This is a genomic window from Cellulomonas sp. SG140 (assembly GCF_025770785.1).
In the GTDB taxonomy this organism is placed as follows: Bacteria; Actinomycetota; Actinomycetes; order Actinomycetales; family Cellulomonadaceae; genus Cellulomonas.
In genome coordinates, this window is sequence record NZ_JANZLA010000001.1 from 569,503 (window position 1) to 589,489 (window position 19,987).

At 70.0% G+C, this 19,987-nt stretch carries 14 protein-coding genes; all 14 read right to left on the reverse strand.

Features of this window, described 5'->3' with window-relative positions; genetic code table 11:
* Window positions 1–10: 10 nt before the first annotated feature.
* The 14 genes from rplB to N0B34_RS02770 all read right to left on the reverse strand — a co-directional run bounded on the left by rplB (window position 11) and on the right by N0B34_RS02770 (window position 19,983).
* A complete protein-coding gene (gene rplB, locus N0B34_RS02705) occupies window positions 11–847 on the reverse strand; it encodes a 50S ribosomal protein L2 (RefSeq protein ID WP_263729695.1) in 837 nt (278 codons plus the stop codon).
* A gap of 22 nt (window positions 848–869) precedes the next feature.
* Window positions 870–1,172: a 50S ribosomal protein L23 gene (rplW, locus tag N0B34_RS02710; protein ID WP_263729696.1), complete on the reverse strand. Its 303-nt coding sequence runs from the start codon at window positions 1,170–1,172 to the stop codon at window positions 870–872.
* Entirely contained in the window at window positions 1,169–1,825 is a 657-nt protein-coding gene (rplD, locus tag N0B34_RS02715; protein ID WP_263729697.1) for a 50S ribosomal protein L4, read from the reverse strand. Before rplD ends, rplW begins: the two co-directional genes overlap by 4 nt.
* 5 nt (window positions 1,826–1,830) lie before the next feature.
* The gene (rplC, locus tag N0B34_RS02720; RefSeq protein WP_263729698.1) at window positions 1,831–2,490 is read right to left on the reverse strand and encodes a 50S ribosomal protein L3; all 660 of its coding nucleotides are present in this window, start codon (window positions 2,488–2,490) and stop codon (window positions 1,831–1,833) included.
* Window positions 2,491–2,512: 22 nt separating this feature from the next.
* Window positions 2,513–2,821, reverse strand: coding sequence for a 30S ribosomal protein S10 (gene rpsJ / locus N0B34_RS02725; RefSeq protein ID WP_263729699.1), 309 nt, complete (start codon window positions 2,819–2,821; stop codon window positions 2,513–2,515).
* A gap of 452 nt (window positions 2,822–3,273) precedes the next feature.
* Window positions 3,274–4,467, reverse strand: a complete 1,194-nt coding sequence (tuf, locus tag N0B34_RS02730; RefSeq protein WP_263729700.1) for an elongation factor Tu — start codon at window positions 4,465–4,467, stop codon at window positions 3,274–3,276.
* 122 nt (window positions 4,468–4,589) lie between these two features.
* A complete protein-coding gene (fusA, locus tag N0B34_RS02735) occupies window positions 4,590–6,692 on the reverse strand; it encodes an elongation factor G (RefSeq protein WP_263729701.1) in 2,103 nt (700 codons plus the stop codon).
* A gap of 84 nt (window positions 6,693–6,776) precedes the next feature.
* The gene (rpsG, locus tag N0B34_RS02740) at window positions 6,777–7,247 is read right to left on the reverse strand and encodes a 30S ribosomal protein S7 (protein WP_263729702.1); all 471 of its coding nucleotides are present in this window, start codon (window positions 7,245–7,247) and stop codon (window positions 6,777–6,779) included.
* 5 nt (window positions 7,248–7,252) lie between these two features.
* Window positions 7,253–7,621 (reverse strand): 30S ribosomal protein S12, encoded by a 369-nt coding sequence (gene rpsL, locus N0B34_RS02745; protein ID WP_263729703.1) that lies wholly within the window; start codon window positions 7,619–7,621, stop codon window positions 7,253–7,255.
* Between the two features lie 428 nt (window positions 7,622–8,049).
* The gene (locus N0B34_RS02750; protein WP_263729704.1) at window positions 8,050–11,919 is read right to left on the reverse strand and encodes a DNA-directed RNA polymerase subunit beta'; all 3,870 of its coding nucleotides are present in this window, start codon (window positions 11,917–11,919) and stop codon (window positions 8,050–8,052) included.
* 116 nt (window positions 11,920–12,035) lie between these two features.
* Window positions 12,036–15,542: a DNA-directed RNA polymerase subunit beta gene (gene rpoB / locus N0B34_RS02755; protein ID WP_263729705.1), complete on the reverse strand. Its 3,507-nt coding sequence runs from the start codon at window positions 15,540–15,542 to the stop codon at window positions 12,036–12,038.
* Window positions 15,543–16,079: 537 nt separating this feature from the next.
* Window positions 16,080–16,469: a 50S ribosomal protein L7/L12 gene (gene rplL / locus N0B34_RS02760; protein WP_263729706.1), complete on the reverse strand. Its 390-nt coding sequence runs from the start codon at window positions 16,467–16,469 to the stop codon at window positions 16,080–16,082.
* 84 nt (window positions 16,470–16,553) lie between these two features.
* Window positions 16,554–17,087 (reverse strand): 50S ribosomal protein L10, encoded by a 534-nt coding sequence (gene rplJ / locus N0B34_RS02765; RefSeq protein ID WP_263729707.1) that lies wholly within the window; start codon window positions 17,085–17,087, stop codon window positions 16,554–16,556.
* Window positions 17,088–17,355: 268 nt separating this feature from the next.
* On the reverse strand, window positions 17,356–19,983 hold the full coding sequence (locus N0B34_RS02770) for a CHAT domain-containing protein (protein WP_263729708.1): 2,628 nt from the start codon (window positions 19,981–19,983) through the stop codon (window positions 17,356–17,358).
* Window positions 19,984–19,987: the final 4 nt, after the last annotated feature.

Consider the following 19,987-nt stretch of genomic DNA (forward strand, 5'->3'; position numbering starts at 1 on the left):
CAGGCTCCTATCAGCGCTTCTTGCCGGTGCGCCGACGGCGCACGATGAGCTTGTCGCTCGGCTTGTTCGGACGACGGGTACGACCCTCGGGCTGGCCCCAGGGGCTGACCGGGTGACGGCCACCGGACGTCTTGCCCTCACCACCACCGTGCGGGTGGTCGATCGGGTTCATCGCGACACCGCGGACGGTCGGGCGCTTGCCCTTCCAGCGCATGCGGCCGGCCTTGCCCCAGTTGATGTTCGACTGCTCGGCGTTGCCGACCTCGCCGATCGTCGCGCGGCAGCGCAGGTCGACGTTGCGGATCTCGCCGGACGGCATGCGCAGCTGGGCGTACGGCCCGTCCTTGGCGACGAGCTGCACCGAGGCACCCGCGGAGCGGGCGATCTTCGCGCCGCCGCCGGGCCGCAGCTCGATGGCGTGGATGATCGTGCCGGTGGGGATGTTGCGCAGCGGCAGGTTGTTGCCCGGCTTGATGTCCGCCGTGGCACCGGCCTCGACGAGGTCGCCCTGGTTCAGCCGGTTCGGCGCGAGGATGTAGCGCTTCTCGCCGTCGGCGTAGTGCAGGAGCGCGATGCGCGCCGTGCGGTTGGGGTCGTACTCGATGTGCGCGACCTTGGCCGGCACGCCGTCCTTGTCGTGGCGACGGAAGTCGATCACCCGGTACGCCCGCTTGTGACCGCCGCCGTGGTGGCGGGTCGTCACGCGACCGGTCGAGTTGCGACCGCCCGACTTGGTCAGCGGACGGACCAGCGACTTCTCCGGCTCGGAGCGCGTCAGCTCGACGAAGTCGGCCACGCTCGAGCCACGACGGCCCGGCGTCGTCGGCTTGTACTTACGGATTCCCATGTCAGTAGTCCTCTCGGGCCGCTCAGCCGACCGGTCCGCCGAAGATGTCGATCGAACCCTCGCGGAGGGTGACGACCGCACGCTTCGTGGCCTTGCGACGACCGATGCCGAACCGGGTCCGGCGGGCCTTGCCCTGCCGGTTGGCGGTGTTGACCGAGTCGACCTTGACGCCGAAGACCTGCTCGACGGCGATCTTGATCTCGGTCTTGTTGGCGCGCGGGTCGACGAGGAACGTGTACTTGCCCTCGTCGAGCAGGCCGTAGCTCTTCTCCGAGACCACCGGGGCGATCAGGATGTCGCGCGGGTCCTTGCCGACGGTGCTCACTTGGTCTCCTCCTTGGCGGCCGCGGTGCCGGCGAGGAACGCGTCGAGCGCACCCTGCGTGAACACCACGTCGTCGCTGACGAGCACGTCGTAGGTGTTCAGCTGGTCGGAGACCAGCAGGTGCACCCGCTCGACGTTGCGCAGCGACTTCCACGTGATCTCGTCGGCCCGCTCCACGACCACCAGGACGTTCTTGCGGCCCGACAGGTTGTCGAGGACCTTGATGGCGGCCTTGGTCGACGGCGCCTCGCCCGGGGCGAACCCGGTGACGACGTGCACACGACCCGCACGGGCGCGGTCCGAGAGAGCACCGCGGAGCGCCGCGGCCTTCATCTTCTTCGGGGTCCGCTGGCTGTAGTCACGCGGCTGCGGGCCGTGGACGGTGCCACCGCCGGCGAACTGCGGCGCACGCGTCGAGCCCTGACGGGCACGGCCGGTGCCCTTCTGCTTGTACGGCTTCTTGCCACCACCGGACACCTCGCCACGAGTCTTCGTGGCGTGCGTGCCCTGGCGTGCCGCCGCGAGCTGCGCGACGACGACCTGGTGGATCAGCGGGACGTTGGTCTGCACGTCGAAGACGGTGCCGGGCAGGTCGGCCGTGCCGGCCTTGTTGCCCTCGGCGTCCAGGACGTCGACGGTCAGCGTGTCACTCATCGTGGTCACGCACCCTTCACAGCGGTACGCACGAGGACCACGCCGCCCTTGGGGCCGGGGACGGCGCCCTTGACGAGCAGCAGACCCCTCTCGGCGTCGACCGCGTGCACGGTCAGGTTCTGAACGGTCTGACGGGCGTTGCCCATCCGGCCGGCCATCCGCATGCCCTTGAACACGCGCGACGGGGTGGACGCCCCGCCGATCGAGCCCGGCTTGCGGTGGTTGCGGTGCGAACCGTGGGAAGCGCTGACGCCCTTGAAGCCGTGACGCTTCATCACACCGGCGGTGCCCTTGCCCTTGGTGGTGCCGGAGACGTCCACCGACTGGCCCGCCTCGAAGGCGGTCGCGGTCAGCTCCTGGCCGACCGAGTAGTCGGCGGCGTCCGCCGTGCGGATCTCGGCCACGTGCCGGCGGGGGGTGACCCCGGCCTTCTCGAAGTGGCCCTTGAGCGGCTTGGTGACCTTGCGCGGGTCGATCTGGCCGTAGGCCAGCTGCACCGCGACGTAGCCGTCGGCCTCAGCGGAGCGCACCTGCGTCACGACGTTCGTACCGACCTCGACGACCGTGACGGGGACGAGGCGGCCTGCCGCGTCCCACACCTGGGTCATGCCGAGCTTGGTGCCGAGCAGCGCCGTGACCGGGCGAGCGGTCTGCTGGGTTGCCATGAAGATCAGTCCTTCCCAGCGATCAGAGCTTGATCTCGATGTTCACGTCCGCAGGCAGGTCGAGACGCATGAGCGAGTCGACGGCCTTCGGCGTGGGGTCGATGATGTCGATCAGCCGCTTGTGCGTGCGCATCTCGAAGTGCTCGCGGCTGTCCTTGTACTTGTGGGGCGACCGGATGACGCAGAAGACGTTCTTCTCCGTCGGCAGCGGCACCGGGCCCACGACCTGCGCACCAGCTCGGGTCACCGTGTCGACGATCTTGCGCGCCGAGCTGTCGATGACCTCGTGGTCGTAGGACTTGAGCCGGATGCGGATCTTCTGTCCCGCCATGGCGTCGTCTACTTCTCTCTCTTCGAAACCGGTCCGTCCGACCCCCGCACTCGGGCGTGTCGCCTTGAGCGACACACTCTCGCGCTGCGCACCGTCAGGTACGAGGTCAGTGGTTGCGGTCGAGCCCCTCACCGCCGGGTGACCCCGGGGTCCGTGGGCTCTCCACGTCGTCGCGCCCACCTGTCTGCGGCGCGCGAACGCACCACACCCCAGCGGGCAACCCCGACAGTCTGCCAGACGGTCGGCCGATTGGCCAAACCCGGGTCGATGACGACCGCGTCACACCCGACCCGGCCCCACCTCCGCCGCGCCGCCACGAGCGGGCGGCACGTCCTGCGGCCACGGATCCAGGAGGCGTTCCCGTGCGGAGCGCCGCGTGAGGATGCCGAAGGGCCCGGGTGCGGTGTGCGCACCCGGGCCCTTCGTGGAACAGCTGCCCCGAGGGGCTCGGATCACTTGATGATCTTGGTGACCCGGCCGGAGCCGACGGTGCGGCCACCCTCACGGATGGCGAAGCCGAGGCCCTCCTCCATGGCGATGGGCTGGATCAGCTGGACGCTGATCTCGGTGTTGTCGCCCGGCATGACCATCTCGGTGCCCTCAGGCAGCGTGATGACGCCGGTGACGTCGGTCGTCCGGAAGTAGAACTGCGGACGGTAGTTCGAGTAGAAGGGGTTGTGACGGCCACCCTCGTCCTTGGCGAGGATGTAGACCTGGCCCTCGAACTCGGTGTGCGGGGTGATCGAGCCCGGCTTCACGACGACCTGGCCGCGCTCCACCTCCTCGCGCTTGGTGCCGCGGAGCAGCAGACCGGTGTTGTCGCCGGCCTCGGCGTAGTCCAGAGTCTTGCGGAACATCTCCACGCCGGTGACCGTGGTCTTGATCGACTTCTCCTTGATGCCGACGATCTCGACCTCCTCGTTCACCTTGAGGCGACCGCGCTCCACACGACCGGTGACCACGGTGCCGCGGCCGGTGATGGTGAAGACGTCCTCGATCGGCATGAGGAACGGCTTGTCGATGTCGCGCACCGGGTCCGGCACGTTCTCGTCGACGGCGTCCAGCAGGTCCTCGACGGACTTGACCCACTCCGGGTCGCCCTCGAGCGCCTTCAGCGCGGAGACGCGGATCACCGGGACGTCGTCGCCCGGGAAGCCCTGCGAGGAGAGGAGCTCGCGCACCTCGACCTCGACGAGCTCCAGGATCTCCTCGTCGTCCACCATGTCGGACTTGTTCAGCGCGACCAGCAGGTAGGGGACGCCGACCTGGCGGGCGAGCAGGACGTGCTCACGCGTCTGGGCCATCGGGCCGTCGGTGGCGGCGACCACCAGGATGGCGCCGTCCATCTGCGCCGCACCCGTGATCATGTTCTTGATGTAGTCGGCGTGCCCAGGGGCGTCGACGTGCGCGTAGTGGCGCTTGTCGGTCTGGTACTCGACGTGCGCGATGTTGATGGTGATACCGCGCTGCTTCTCCTCCGGCGCCTTGTCGATCTCGTCGAACGGCGTGAAGGGGTTCAGGTCCGGGTGCTTGTCGTGCAGCACCTTCGAGATCGCGGCGGTCAGCGTCGTCTTGCCGTGGTCGACGTGACCGATGGTCCCGATGTTGACGTGCGGCTTGGTCCGCTCGAACTTCGCCTTGCCCACTGGGTGTCCTCCTCAGGACTTGGTAGAGATTGCCCGTCGTCGCCTACGAACGGTAGCCGACGAGCGTGCGGTCCTCCGGGTCGGGTGTGTTGCTGGTACTGCGAGGGGTCGACCCTCGGGACTCACTCGCCCCGGGTCTTCTTGATGATCTCGTCGGCCACGTTGCGAGGAACCTCGGCGTAGCTGTCGAACTGCATCGAGTACACCGCACGACCCTGGGTCTTGGACCGCAGGTCGCCGACGTACCCGAACATCTCCGAGAGCGGGACGTGCGCACGCACGACCTTCACGCCGGTGGCGTCCTCCATCGACTGGATCATGCCGCGGCGGGAGTTCAGGTCGCCGATCACGTCGCCCATGTACTCCTCGGGCGTACGCACCTCGACGGCCATGATCGGCTCGAGCAGGGCCGGGTCGGCCTTGCGCGCTGCCTCCTTCAGGACCATCGAACCGGCGATCTTGAAGGCCATCTCGGACGAGTCGACCTCGTGGTAGGCACCGTCGAGCAGGACCGCCTTGACGCCGACCATCGGGAAGCCGGCCAGCACGCCCTGCTGCATGGCGCTCTGGATGCCCTGGTCGACCGACGGGATGTACTCGCGCGGGATGCGACCACCGGTGACGGCGTTCTGGAACTCGTAGACCTCGCCCTCGGCGGTGTCCAGCGGCTCGAACGACAGCTGGACCTTGGCGTACTGGCCCGAACCGCCGGTCTGCTTCTTGTGGACGTACTCGATCTTGTCCACCTTGCGGCGGATGGTCTCGCGGTACGCCACCTGCGGCTTGCCGACGTTCGCCTCGACCTTGAACTCGCGACGCATGCGGTCGACGAGGATGTCGAGGTGGAGCTCGCCCATGCCGCCGATGACGGTCTGGCCGGTCTCGTCGTCCAGGCGAACCCGGAACGTCGGGTCCTCCTCCGCGAGCTTCTGGATGGCCGTGGACAGCTTCTCCTGGTCGGCCTTGGTCTTCGGCTCGATCGCCACGTCGATGACGGGCTCGGGGAAGGTCATGGACTCCAGGACCACCGGCGAGCTCGGGTCGCACAGGGTGTCACCGGTGGTGACGTCCTTCAGCCCGATGAACGCGTAGATGTGGCCGGCCTGGGCCTCCTCGACCGGGTTCTCCTTGTTGGAGTGCATCTGGAAGAGCTTCCCGATGCGCTCCTTCTTGCCCTTGGTCGAGTTGAGCACCTGGGCACCCTGCGCCACCTTGCCCGAGTACACCCGGACGTAGGTGAGCTTGCCGAAGAACGGGTGCGCGGCGACCTTGAACGCGAGCGCGGAGAACGGCTCGGTCGCGTCGGCGTGCCGCTCGACGACGATCGACTCGTCCTTGACGTCGTGGCCCTCGATCGACGGGACGTCCAGCGGCGACGGCAGGTAGTCGATGACGGCGTCGAGCATGGGCTGCACGCCCTTGTTCTTGAACGCCGACCCGCACAGCACCGGGTACGCCTCGGACGAGATCGTCAGCTTGCGGATGCCCGCCTTGATCTCGGCGACGGTGAGCTCCTCGCCGGACAGGTACTTCTCCAGCAGCTCCTCGTCGGTCTCGGCGACCGCCTCGATGAGCTCGGCGCGGTACTGCTCGGCACGCTCGACCAGGTCGGCCGGGATCTCCTCGACGTCGTACTTCTCGCCGAGCGCCGTCTCGCCGCGCCACACCAGGGCACGGTTCTCGACCAGGTCGACGACACCGATGAACTGGCTCTCCGAGCCGATCGGCAGCTGGATGACCAGCGGGCGGGCCTTCAGGCGGTCGACGATCGTCTTGACCGTGAAGTAGAAGTCGGCGCCGAGCTTGTCCATCTTGTTGACGAAGCAGATGCGCGGCACGTCGTACTTGTCGGCCTGGCGCCACACCGTCTCGGACTGGGGCTCCACGCCCTCCTTGCCGTCGAAGACGGCGACCGCGCCGTCGAGGACGCGCAGCGAGCGCTCCACCTCGACGGTGAAGTCGACGTGGCCGGGCGTGTCGATGATGTTGATCTGGTTGTTCTTCCAGAAGCAGGTCGTCGCGGCCGACGTGATGGTGATGCCGCGCTCCTGCTCCTGCTCCATCCAGTCCATCGTGGCGGCGCCCTCGTGGACCTCACCGATCTTGTACGTGATACCTGTGTAGTACAGGATCCGCTCGGTCGTGGTGGTCTTGCCGGCATCGATGTGCGCCATGATGCCGATGTTGCGGACCTTGGTCAGGTCGGTGAGCACGTCGAGTGCCACGTTGTGTACGCCCCTTGTCGGTTGGCTCGGGTGGTCGGGCGGGGCGGCAGCCACGTGGGCCGCCGCCCCCCGACCCGCCGGTTGTTACCAGCGGTAGTGCGCGAAGGCGCGGTTGGACTCGGCCATCTTGTGCATGTCCTCGCGGCGCTTGACCGCGGCACCGAGGCCGTTCGATGCGTCCAGGATCTCGTTCATGAGGCGCTCGGTCATCGTCTTCTCGCGACGGGCGCGGGAGAAGTCGGTGAGCCAGCGCAGGGCCAGGGTGGTGGCGCGCACCGGGCGCACCTCGACCGGGACCTGGTAGGTGGCACCGCCGACACGACGGGACTTGACCTCGAGCGCGGGGCGCACGTTGTCGAGCGCGCGCTTCAGCACGACGACCGGGTCGCCGGAGGTCTTCTCGCGGACGCCCTCGAGGGCGCCGTACACGATGGACTCCGCGACGGTCTTCTTGCCGTCCAGCAGCACCTTGTTGATGAGCTGGGTGACGACGGGAGACCCGTAGACCGGGTCGACGACGAGCGGCCGACGGGGGGCCGGACCCTTGCGAGGCATTGGACTCAGCCCTTCTTCGCGCCGTAGCGGGAGCGCGCCTGCTTGCGGTTCTTGACGCCCTGCGTGTCGAGGGCACCACGGACGATCTTGTAGCGGACGCCGGGCAGGTCCTTCACACGGCCGCCGCGCACCAGCACGATCGAGTGCTCCTGCAGGTTGTGGCCGACACCCGGGATGTAGGCCGTCACCTCGACCTGCGAGGACAGGCGCACGCGCGCCACCTTGCGCAGGGCCGAGTTCGGCTTCTTCGGGGTCGTGGTGTAGACGCGGGTGCACACACCGCGTCGCTGGGGGGAGCCCTTGAGGGCAGGCGTCTTCGACTTGTTCGTCTTCGCCTGCCGGCCCTTGCGGACCAGCTGCTGGATCGTGGGCACTGCGTCTCCGTCTGTCGATGGATCTCTGGTCGACCGGACCCGTCACCCAGGACGGCCGGCAGGTTCCCGGATCGACGCTCGTCGCGCGACTACCCCGGCTGGTCTAGCGTCCCGCACCGACCCCCGCGCCCGGGCGTGTCGACCCGGTCCTCCGCGGCGCGGGCCAGGACGGGGTCCTGGTCGGTCGTGACGGTCGGGCTGTCACCCGGTGCCGCTGCCACCGCCTCGGAGCTGGTCCGAATCAGCGGCGCGATGCGTGCACGCACAAGGGCCCGACGACGCGGGCACGGTGTCCCAGGCTACCCGGCGGTCGAACAGGCGTCAAAGCAGCACGTGGGACGACGTGCGGTCAGCCCTACCTCCGTGCTGCAGGTGCGCCGAGGGGCCCACCGGCGAACCGGCAGGCCCCTCGGGCGATGCGATCGACGTCAGCGGTAGTCGCCGAAGTCGATGTCCTCGAGCGGGATCGCGTCGCCGGTCCCCATGCCGAGGGCCGGGAAGTCGATCTCGTCGTAGCCGAAGGCCGGGTACAGCTCGGCCTTCGCCTCCTCGGTCGGCTCCACCGCGACGTCCCGGTACCGGGCGAGCCCGGTGCCGGCGGGGATCAGCTTGCCGAGGATGACGTTCTCCTTCAGGCCGAGCAGCGGGTCGGACCGGCTCGACATCGCAGCCTCGGTCAGCACCTTGGTGGTCTCCTGGAAGGAGGCCGCCGACAGCCACGAGTCCGTGGCCAGCGACGCCTTGGTGATGCCCATCAGCTCCGGACGGCCGGACGCCGGCTGACCACCCTCGGACACGGCCTTGCGGTTCGCGTCCTCGAAGCGGCCGCGCTCGGACAGCTCGCCCGGCAGCAGGTCGGTGTCGCCCGAGTCGAGGACCGTCACCCGGCGCAGCATCTGCCGGACGATGACCTCGATGTGCTTGTCGTGGATGTCCACGCCCTGCGAGCGGTAGACCTCCTGCACCTCGTCGACCAGGTGCTTCTGGGTCGCCCGGGGGCCGAGGATCCGCAGCACCTTCTTCGGGTCGACGGCGCCCTGGACCAGCTGCGTGCCGACGGAGACGTGGTCGCCGTCCGCGATGAGCAGCCGCTGACGCTTGGTCACCGGGATGGAGATCTCCTCCGACCCGTCGTCCGGCGTCAGGACGATCCGGCGGGACCGGTCGCCCTCCTCGATCGCCACCCGGCCGGAGAACTCCGCGATGGGCGCCTCACCCTTGGGGGTGCGGGCCTCGAAGAGCTCCTGGACGCGCGGCAGACCCTGCGTGATGTCCTCGGCGGAGGCGACACCACCGGTGTGGAAGGTACGCATCGTCAGCTGCGTGCCGGGCTCGCCGATCGACTGGGCGGCGATGATGCCGACCGCCTCGCCGATGTCGACGAGCTTGCCGGTGGCCAGCGAACGGCCGTAGCACTTCGCGCAGGTGCCGACGCGCGACTCGCAGGTGAGCACGGAGCGCACCTTGAGCTCGGTGACACCGGACTCGATCAGCCGGTCGAGCAGCACGTCGCCGACGTCGTCACCGGCGTGGCCGATCACCTCGCCGTCGATCTCGATGTCGGTGGCCAGCGTGCGGGAGTAGACCGAGGTCTCCACCTTGTCGTGCCGGCGCAGCGTGCCGTCACCGGCGTCGACCGCGATCGGCATGGTCAGGCCGCGCTCCGTGCCGCAGTCCAGCTCACGGACGATGACGTCCTGCGACACGTCCACCAGACGACGGGTGAGGTAGCCGGAGTCGGCGGTCCGCAGCGCGGTGTCCGCCAGACCCTTGCGGGCGCCGTGCGTGGCGATGAAGTACTCCAGCACGGACAGACCCTCGCGGTAGTTCGCCTTGATGGGCCGCGGGATGATCTCGCCCTTCGGGTTGGCCACCAGACCACGCATGCCGGCGATCTGCCGGACCTGCATCCAGTTGCCTCGGGCACCCGAGCCGACCATGCGGTAGACCGTGTTGCGGGCCGGGAAGTTCGCCTGCATCGCCTTGGCGACCTTGTCCGTCGCCTCGGTCCAGATGTTGATGAGCTCCTGGCGACGCTCGTCGTCGGTGATCAGACCCTTGTCGTACTGGCCCTGCACCTTGGCCGCGCGGGCCTCGTTCTCCTCGAGGATCGCCTTCTTCTCGGTCGGCGTCGCGACGTCGGAGATGGCGATGGTCACGCCCGAGCGGGTGGCCCAGCGGAAGCCGGCCTCCTTCAGGGCGTCGAGGGACGCGGCGACCTCGACCTTCGGGTACCGCTCGGCCAGGTCGTTGACGATGGCCGAGAGGCGCTTCTTGTCGACGACCCCGTTCTCGTACGGGTAGTCCACCGGGACCAGGTCGTTGAACAGCGCGCGGCCCAGCGTGGTCTCGAACAGCAGGGGCTCGCCCTGCGTCCAGCCCTCGGGCGCCCGCTCCTCCTCGAGGACCAGGCCGTCCATGCGGATCTTCACGACCGCGTTGAGGTCGAGCGTGCCCTGGTCGAAGGCCATGATCGCCTCGGACACCGAGCTGAACGCGCGGCCCTCGCCCTTGGCACCCGGGCGGTCGGACGTCAGGTGGTACAGGCCGATGATCATGTCCTGGGTCGGCATGGTCACCGGACGGCCGTCCGACGGCTTGAGGATGTTGTTGCTGGACAGCATGAGGATCCGGGCCTCGGCCTGCGCCTCGGCGCTCAGCGGCAGGTGCACGGCCATCTGGTCGCCGTCGAAGTCGGCGTTGAACGCGCCGCAGACGAGCGGGTGCAGGTGGATCGCCTTGCCCTCGACCAGCTGGGGCTCGAACGCCTGGATGCCGAGACGGTGCAGCGTGGGCGCACGGTTCAGCAGCACCGGGTGCTCGGTGATGACCTCCTCGAGCACGTCCCACACGACCGGGCGGGCACGCTCGACCATGCGCTTGGCGCTCTTGATGTTCTGCGCGTGGTTCAGGTCGACCAGCCGCTTCATGACGAACGGCTTGAACAGCTCGAGCGCCATCTGCTTGGGCAGGCCGCACTGGTGCAGCTTGAGCTGCGGGCCGACCACGATGACCGAACGGCCGGAGTAGTCGACGCGCTTGCCGAGCAGGTTCTGGCGGAACCGGCCCTGCTTGCCCTTGAGCATGTCGGAGATGGACTTGAGCGGGCGGTTGCCCGGACCCGTCACCGGACGGCCGCGGCGGCCGTTGTCGAACAGCGAGTCGACGGCCTCCTGGAGCATCCGCTTCTCGTTGTTGACGATGATCTCGGGCGCGCCGAGGTCGAGCAGCCGCTTGAGGCGGTTGTTCCGGTTGATCACGCGGCGGTACAGGTCGTTCAGGTCCGAGGTGGCGAAGCGGCCACCGTCGAGCTGGACCATCGGGCGCAGGTCCGGCGGGATGACCGGGACCGCGTCCAGCACCATGCCGGTCGGCGAGTTGTTGGTCGTCAGGAACGCGTTGACGACCTTGAGGCGCTTGAGGGCACGCGTCTTGCGCTGGCCCTTGCCCACCCGGATCGTCTCGCGCAGCGACGCAGCCTCGGCCTCGAGGTCGAAGGCCTCCAGGCGCTTCTTGATCGCCTGGGCGCCCATCGAGCCCTCGAAGTAGTTGCCGTACCGGTCCTGGAGCTGCCGGTAGAGCATCTCGTCGCCCTCGAGGTCGGCGACCTTGAGGTTCTTGAACCGGTCCCAGACCGTCTCGAGGCGCTCGAGCTCGGTGTCGGCACGCTTGCGCAGCTGTGCCATCTCGCGCTCGGCGGAGTCGCGCACCTTGCGGCGGGCGTCCGCCTTGGCACCCTCGGCCTCGAGCTCGGCCAGGTCGGCCTCGAGCTTGGCGGCGCGAGTGTTGATGTCGTTGTCGCGGCGGTCCGCGATCTCCTTCTTCTCCAGGTCGATCTCGTTCTGGAGGTTCGGGAGGTCCTCGGCGCGGCCGTCCTCGTCCACCCACGTGATCATGTAGGCGGCGAAGTAGATGACCTTCTCCAGGTCCTTCGGCGCGAGGTCGAGCAGGTAGCCGAGGCGCGACGGGACGCCCTTGAAGAACCAGATGTGCGTCACCGGGGCGGCGAGCTCGATGTGACCCATCCGCTCACGGCGCACCTTGGAGCGGGTCACCTCGACGCCGCAGCGCTCGCAGATGATGCCCTTGAAGCGCACGCGCTTGTACTTGCCGCAGTAGCACTCCCAGTCCCGGGTGGGACCGAAGATCTTCTCGCAGAACAGGCCATCCTTCTCCGGCTTCAGGGTCCGGTAGTTGATGGTCTCGGGCTTCTTCACCTCACCGTGCGACCAGGCACGGATGTCGTCGGCCGTGGCCAGGCCGATGCGCAGCTCGTCGAAGACGTTGACGTCGAGCAAGGGGTCCTACTTCCTTCGCATGCCGGCCTCGCGGTGTGCGGGCCGACGGACGGAATGGTGCAAGGGGTGCGGGCTGACGGTGCGGGCCCCGTGAGGGACCCGCACCGGGCTCGTCGTCAGATCTCTTCGACGCTGCTCGCGTTGGGGCGCCGGGACAGGTCGATGCCGAGCTCCTCCGCCGCGCGGTAGACCTCGTCGTCGTTCTCCTTCATGTCGATGGAGACGCCGTCCGAGGACAGCACCTCGACGTTCAGGCAGAGCGACTGCATCTCCTTGAGCAGCACCTTGAACGACTCCGGGATGCCCGAGTCGGGGATGTTCTCGCCCTTGACGATGGCCTCGTAGACCTTCACGCGGCCCGGGACGTCGTCGGACTTGATGGTGAGCAGCTCCTGCAGCGTGTACGCGGCGCCGTACGCCTCGAGCGCCCACACCTCCATCTCGCCGAACCGCTGGCCACCGAACTGGGCCTTACCGCCCAGGGGCTGCTGCGTGATCATCGAGTACGGACCGGTCGAACGGGCGTGGATCTTGTCGTCGACCAGGTGGTGCAGCTTGAGGATGTACATGTAGCCGACGGCCACCGGGTCCGGGAACGGCTCACCGGAACGGCCGTCGAACAGCCGCGCCTTGCCGTCGTGGCCGACCATCCGCTCGCCGTCGCGGTTCGGCAGCGTCGAGCCGAGCAGACCGGTGAGGGTCTCCTCCGGCACGCCGTCGAACACCGGCGTGGCGACCGGGGTGCCGGGCGCGGACTTCGCCGCGATCGCCGGGACCTCGTCGCGCCACTGGACGTCGCCCTCGGCGAGCGAGATGTCCCAGCCCTGCTTGGCGATCCACCCGAGGTGGACCTCCAGCACCTGGCCGACGTTCATGCGGCCCGGCACACCCATCGGGTTGAGGACGATGTCGACCGGCGTCCCGTCCTCGAGGAACGGCATGTCCTCGGGGGGCAGGATGATCGAGATGACGCCCTTGTTGCCGTGACGGCCGGCCAGCTTGTCACCGGCGGTGATCTTGCGGCGCTGGGCGATGTACACCCGGACCAGCTCGTTCACGCCGGCGGGCAGCTCGTCGCCGTCCTCGCGGTTGAAGGTGCGCACCTCGATGACGGTGCCGGACTCGCCGTGCGGCACCTTCAGGGAGGTGTCGCGCACCTCGCGGGCCTTCTCGCCGAAGATCGCGCGCAGCAGGCGCTCCTCCGGGGTCAGCTCCGTCTCGCCCTTGGGGGTGACCTTGCCGACCAGGATGTCGCCGGCGTTCACCTCGGCGCCGATGCGGATGATGCCCCGCTCGTCGAGGTCGGCCAGCACCTCCTCGGAGACGTTCGGGATGTCCCGCGTGATCTCCTCGGGGCCCAGCTTGGTGTCGCGGGCGTCGACCTCGTGCTCCTCGATGTGGATCGAGGAGAGCACGTCCTCCTGCACCAGGCGCTGGCTCAGGATGATCGCGTCCTCGTAGTTGTGGCCCTCCCACGACATGAACGCGACCAGCAGGTTGCGGCCGAGCGCGAGCTCGCCGCCGTCGGTCGCCGGGCCGTCGGCCAGCACGGAGCCGGCCTCGACGCGGTCGCCCTCGTTGACCAGGACGCGCTGGTTGTAGCTGGTGCCCTGGTTCGAACGACGGAACTTCGCCACGCGGTAGGAACCGGTGGTCGCGTCGTCGTGCGCGATGGTGATCAGGTCGGCCGAGACCTCCGAGACCACACCGGGCTTCTCGGACACGATGACGTCGCCCGCGTCGACCGCCGCGCGCCACTCCATGCCGGTGCCGACCAGCGGCGCCTCGGAGCGGACCAGCGGCACGGCCTGACGCTGCATGTTCGCGCCCATGAGGGCACGGTTGGCGTCGTCGTGCTCGAGGAACGGGATCAGCGCGGTGGCCACGGAGACCATCTGCCGGGGGGAGACGTCCATGTAGTCGACGTTCTCGCCGGCGACGTACTCGATCTCGCCGCCCTTGACGCGGACCAGCACGCGCTCCTCGGCGAACGTGTTGTCCGCCTTCAGCTCGGCGTTGGCCTGCGCGATGACGTGGCGGTCCTCGTCGTCGGCGGTGAGGTAGTGCACCTCGTCCGTGACGACGCCGTTGACGACCTTGCGGTACGGGGTCTCGACGAAGCCGAACGGGTTGATCCGGCCGTAGGTCGCCAGCGAGCCGATCAGACCGATGTTCGGACCCTCAGGGGTCTCGATCGGGCACATGCGGCCGTAGTGCGACGGGTGGACGTCACGGACCTCCATGCCGGCGCGGTCGCGGGACAGACCACCCGGGCCCAGGGCCGACAGGCGACGCTTGTGCGTCAGGCCGGCGAGGGGGTTGTTCTGGTCCATGAACTGCGACAGCTGGCTGGTGCCGAAGAACTCCTTGATGGAGGCGACGACAGGCCGGATGTTGATCAGGGTCTGCGGCGTGATCGCCTCGACGTCCTGGGTGGTCATCCGCTCGCGGACGACGCGCTCCATCCGGGACAGGCCCGTGCGGACCTGGTTCTGGATCAGCTCGCCGACGGCACGGATGCGGCGGTTGCCGAAGTGGTCGATGTCGTCCGTCTCGACGCGGACCTCGATCGCCTCGCCGTTGCGCACGCCCGCCATCGAGGTGCGGTCGATGTGCAGGCTGGCCAGGTACTTGATCGTCGCGACGATGTCCTCGCGGGACAGCACCGAGTCGCTCAGCGCGGCGTCGCGGCCCAGCTTCTTGTTCAGCTTGTAGCGGCCGACCTTCGCCAGGTCGTAGCGCTTGGGGTTGAAGTAGAAGTTGTCCAGCAGCGCGCGGCCGGCCTCGACCGTCGGCGGCTCGCCCGGGCGGATCTTGCGGTACAGGTCGAGCAGGGACTCGTCCTGCGTCTGCACGTGGTCCTTGTCCAGGGTGTCGAGCACCGCCGGGAAGTCCGCGAACTCGGCGCGGATCTCGGAGTCCGTCATGCCGAGCGCCTTGAGCAGCACCGTGGCGTTCTGCTTGCGCTTGCGGTCGACGCGCACACCGACGTTGTCGCGCTTGTCGATCTCGAACTCGAGCCAGGCCCCGCGGCTCGGGATCATCTTGGCGGTGAGCACGTCCTTGTCGCTGGTCTTGTCGGCCACGCGCTCGAAGTACACGCCCGGGGAGCGGACCAGCTGGGAGACGACGACACGCTCGGTGCCGTTGATGATGAACGTGCCCTTGTCGGTCATCAGCGGGAAGTCGCCCATGAACACGGTCTGGCTCTTGATCTCACCAGTCGTGTAGTTGACGAACTCCGCCGTGACGAACAGCGGTGCGGCGAAGGTGAAGTCCTTCTCCTTGCACTCGTCGGCCGTGTACTTCGCCGGCTCGAAGCGGTGCTCGCGGAAGGAGAGGGACATCGAACCGCCGAAGTCCTCGATCGGAGAGATCTCCTCGAAGATCTCCTCGAGACCGGCGGTCTGCGGGACGTCCTGACGTCCCGTCTCGAGCGCGGCGGCCACCCGGGCCTGCCAGCGCTCGTTGCCGAGCAGCCAGTCGAAGCTCTCGGTCTGCAGCCCGAGCAGGTCCGGTACCTCGAGGGGCTCGGAGATCCTGGCGAAGGAGATGCGGCGAGAAGCGGTGCGAGTGGCGATGGCGTCGGCGGAGGGTGCAGAAGGGGTGCGCGAGGCAGCCAAGAGGGGTCCTTCCCTGCGGATCGAGTGCACGCTGCGCCGGTCCCGGCGAGATACGACCCCCCGGCCTCGGAACCACCCGGCGTCGCGCACGAACGACGAAAGGAAGGCTCGGGTTATACGGGATCGCGGACACAGGCCAGCGCAAAGCGCGAGCATACTCGCTTCGGCGCGCGCCGTCCAGCAGCGCACTCCCTCGTCCACTCTCCGGCCGCTGCCCCGCGACCGACCACCACGCCCCCGGCCCGATCGGCCGTGGACCTCAGGACACCGACGCCGGCGCCGTTGCCGTCCCCCCGCTGTCCCGCATGCTCACTCCTCGTGCTTCCCGGCGGGCGAGCCCGACGGGTGCGGCCCGGTGAGCCGTGAGGCCCGGTCCGGTGTCGCCGCGGCCCATGATGGCACACGACGGTCCGCGTCGCCGCAGGCGCCCCTCGATCGGTGGACAGGAACGCCGGGCACGACGAGGGCCCGCCCCCATGTGCGGGGACGGGCCCTCGTGCTGTCGGCGGCCGCGTCAGCGCGCGACCGCCGCGGGGGTCACTTGACCGAGACGGTCGCGCCAGCGCCCTCGAGGGCGGCGACGGCCTTGTCCGCGGCCTCCTTGTTGACACCCTCGAGAACCGGCTTCGGGGCGCCGTCGACGAGGTCCTTGGCCTCCTTCAGGCCGAGGCTCGTCAGGGCGCGCACCTCCTTGATGACCTGGATCTTCTTGTCGCCGACGGTCTCGAGGACGACGTCGAAGGAGGTCTTCTCCTCGACCTCCTCGGCCTCGGCGGCACCACCGGCGGCCGGCGCGGACGCGACGGCGACGGGGGCGGCGGCGGTGACCTCGAAGGTCTCCTCGAACGCCTTGACGAACTCGGACAGCTCGATGAGCGTGAGCTCCTTGAACGCGTCGATGAGCTCGGCGGTGGACAGCTTCGCCATGGTGGCGGTTCCTTCCGTGTGGGCCCGCCGGTCGCGGCGACCGGCGGTGATGCTGGGGTTACGGGGTACGGCCGGAGCGGAAGCTCAGGCCGCGGACTGCTCGGACTCGTCGCGCTTGGCGCGCAGGGCCTCGACGGTGCGGACGGCCTGGGCCGCCGGCGCCGTGAACAGGTAAGCGGCCTGGTAGAGCTTGGCCTTCATCGCGCCGGCCGCCTTGGCCAGCAGAACCTCGCGGGACTCGAGGTCCGCGAGCTTGGTGACGTCCGCCGCGGTCAGGGCGCGGCCGTCGAGGACGCCCCCCTTGATGACCAGGGCGGGGTTCGCCTTGGCGAAGTCACGCAGACCCTTGGCGGTCGCAACCGGGTCACCGGTGACGAAGGCGATGGCGGACGGGCCCTTCAGCTCGTCCGCGATCCCCTCGACACCGGCCTCCTTGGCCGCGATCGCGGTCAGCGTGTTCTTCACCACGGCGTAGTTCGCGTTACCGCTGAGCGCCTTACGCAGCTGCTTGAGCTGCGCGACGGTGAGCCCGCGGTACTCGGTCAGCAGGGCCGCGTTCGACCCACGGAACTGCTCCGTGAGCTCTGCGACCGCGGCTGCCTTGTCCGGCCTCGCCATGACGATCCTTCCGATGGTGGTGCCGCCGGTCTCCAGACGCACGACGAGCCCCGGCGCAGGCGCGGGGCTCGGACGGACTGCGCGCACGACGGCGCGGGACCGGGAACACTCACCTGCGCCGGTCTCCGCGTGAGCGGGACTTCGGACGACGGGTCGGTCCCGCGAGGCGGGCACGACGAGCCGACGACCGGCGGTCTTGGGCGCGTCAACGGTACGGCACGGTGCGGTGACAGCCAAATCCCGGCCGTCCGGCCGGGTGATGCGGGGTTCAGACGGGGGCGCCGAACACCTGCAGCGGGACGTGCCGGCCGGTGGCAGCCAGGTCCTCGGCCGTGGCCCGGGCCAGGGCCGGGGCGATCGGCTCCCCGTCGCGGAGCAGCTGGTGCGCGCGCGTCATCACCCGGATCGCCGTGTCGTCGGGCAGCGGCGCCGTCGCGGCGACCACGGCACCGACACCCGTCCGCAGCAGCACGCTCGCCATGCCGAGGGCCTCGCCGCCGGCGCGCACGCTCGTACGGCCGACCTCGCACGACGAGAGGACCACCAGGTGCGGTGGGCTGCCGCCGGCGTCGAGCTCGTGCGCGAACAGCGGACCGTCGGCCAGGCGGACCGAGGAGAACAGCGGGTTGTCCGGCTCGTGCCGGCCGTGGGCGGCCAGGTGCACGATTCCCGGGGACCCGAGCAGCTCCACCATCCGCCCCACGGTCGCCTGCTCCCCGACCAGCGCGTTCGCGGACGGCCACAGGCCCGCGACCCGGCGGGCCTCGTCCTCGCCGTGCACCAGGCCCGGTCCCGCCGCGGCGGTCACCCGTTCCGGACGGCGCGGCGCGCCGCCCGCATGCGTGAGCCAGTGGCGCACCGAGGGCGCCACGACCGTCGGCAGACCACGCCGCGTCGGCAGCATCGCCCAGGGCACCAGGCCGAGCCACCCTCCGGCGACGACGACCAGCTCGGCACCGCCCTCGTCGACCACCGCGCCCAGCCTGCGCTGCAGCGCCTCGAGCCCCTCGGCCAGGGACCGGGCGGCCGCCGCGCGCAGGTCGCGCGGCACGAGGGGGTTCGCCAGCACCTCCAGGTCCGCGTGCACCCGGTGCACGTGCTCCCGCAACGGCGCGGCGTCGCCGAGCCTGCGAAGACGGAGGCCCGACGCGTCGGCACGCACCCCGAGCACCTCGCCGCGGTGCTCGACCACGTCCACCAGGACCGCACCGGGGCGGTCGGAGAGCGCGCGCCGCACCTCCGCCGACCGGGCCGCACGGTCGTCCGCCAGACGCCCCTGCTCGTGCCACGAGCGCGCCAGGATCTCGTGCTGCAGGCGGCGGCTGTCGGCCAGCAGCCGGTCACGTCCCGGGTCGCTGGCCGGACGGCCCTGGAGGTTGCGGTTCTCGGCGACCAGCTGGCGCAGCTCGGTGAGCAGCGTCGCGGTGACGGGGTCCTCCGGTGGCGTGACCCGCGGTGTGCCTCCGATCACCGCACGCACACGCTCCACCGCGTCCAGCACGGATCCCGGGCGGCCGGTGGCGGTGGCGAGCTGAAGGTCCAGGTCGGCCAGGGCGGTGCCGTGCACCGCGCCGGCCGTGCGCAGGTCGAGCGAGCCGAACCGGGCCCGGTGCACGCGCAGGTCCCGCTGGCCGGCGCGCACGTCGCGGACCGCGGCCTCGCGCCGGCCTGCCGCGAGCTGGAGGAGGGCTCGGACACGGCGCGCCTGGAGCCGTACGGCGATCGGCGCCTCGACCGGCACGGGGCCGAGCAGCTCGAGGGTCGCCGCCGGGTCCTCGCAGGCACCGCGGGCGAGATCCGCCTCGACCCGGAGGCACGCGGCACTGAGCGCCCACAGCGGTCGCCCGGTCTGCCGGCACAGCTCCTCGACGCGGGCGGCCCGGCGCGACACCGAGGCCCACCGTCGACGCAGCGCGGCGTCGCGCGAGGGTTCCGCGGCCAGGAGAGCCGCGTCGGCCTGCAGCTCGCCGAGCGTCGCCCGCACCACCCACGTCTCGTCGCCCCTGCGGCGGAAGAGGTGCCGAGCCGCGGCCGCGTGCTGCCGAGCCGCCGCCGAGTCGCCACGCACGGCCGCGCACTCCGCCCGGCCCAGCTCGCACTCCCCCACGTCGTGCGGCAGGTGCTGGTCCGCGAACTGGGCGGCCGCCTCCGCGAAGGTGCGGTCCGCGACCTGGACCAGGCCCGCCTCGAGCAGCACGAGAGCGCGGTCGAGGAGCGCGATGGGCCACTGACCCGGCATCGTGCGGGCGGCCGCCTCCATCCGCGCGAGCGCCTGCGGCAGCCGACCGGCGTAGAGCTCCAGGTGGCCGCGGTTGTGCTCGGCCTTGAACTGCAGGCGGGCGAACCCCTCGGCACGCGCCCGCCGAGCGCACTCGGCGTAGTCCGCACGCGCCTGCGCGAGCTCGCGACGCTCGGCGTGGGCGACGCCGCGGTTCAGCAGCATGCGGCAGGCGTCCAGCGGCTCGGCGTCGGCGATGTGCGTCACAGCGGTGTCCAGCCAGGTCAGCGCCTCGTCGAGCCGACCCGCGCGCAGCGCGAGCAGACCGTGCAGGCCGGCCACCGCGGGCCGTAGCCCCGGCCACCCGGCGCCCGACGCCTGCGACCGGTGGCCGGCCTGGGCCTCCACCATCTCGTCGAGCCGCTCGACCGGGGCGTCGGCGCTGCCCTGCGTCTCGAACTCGCTGCGTGCGAGCTCCATCAACGCCCAGGCGCGCACGCGGACCACGTCCGGGTCCCCGTCCGGAACGGTGTCCAGCGCCCGAAGCACCGGGAGCAGACGACGGCGGGCTCGTGCCGGCCGGCCCTCGGCGTTCTCCTGTTCCGCCTCCCGCACGCGCAGCGTCAGCTCCGCCAGGTCCGGCGACCCGGCCTGCGCCGGGGCACCGGTGGGGCACATCCGG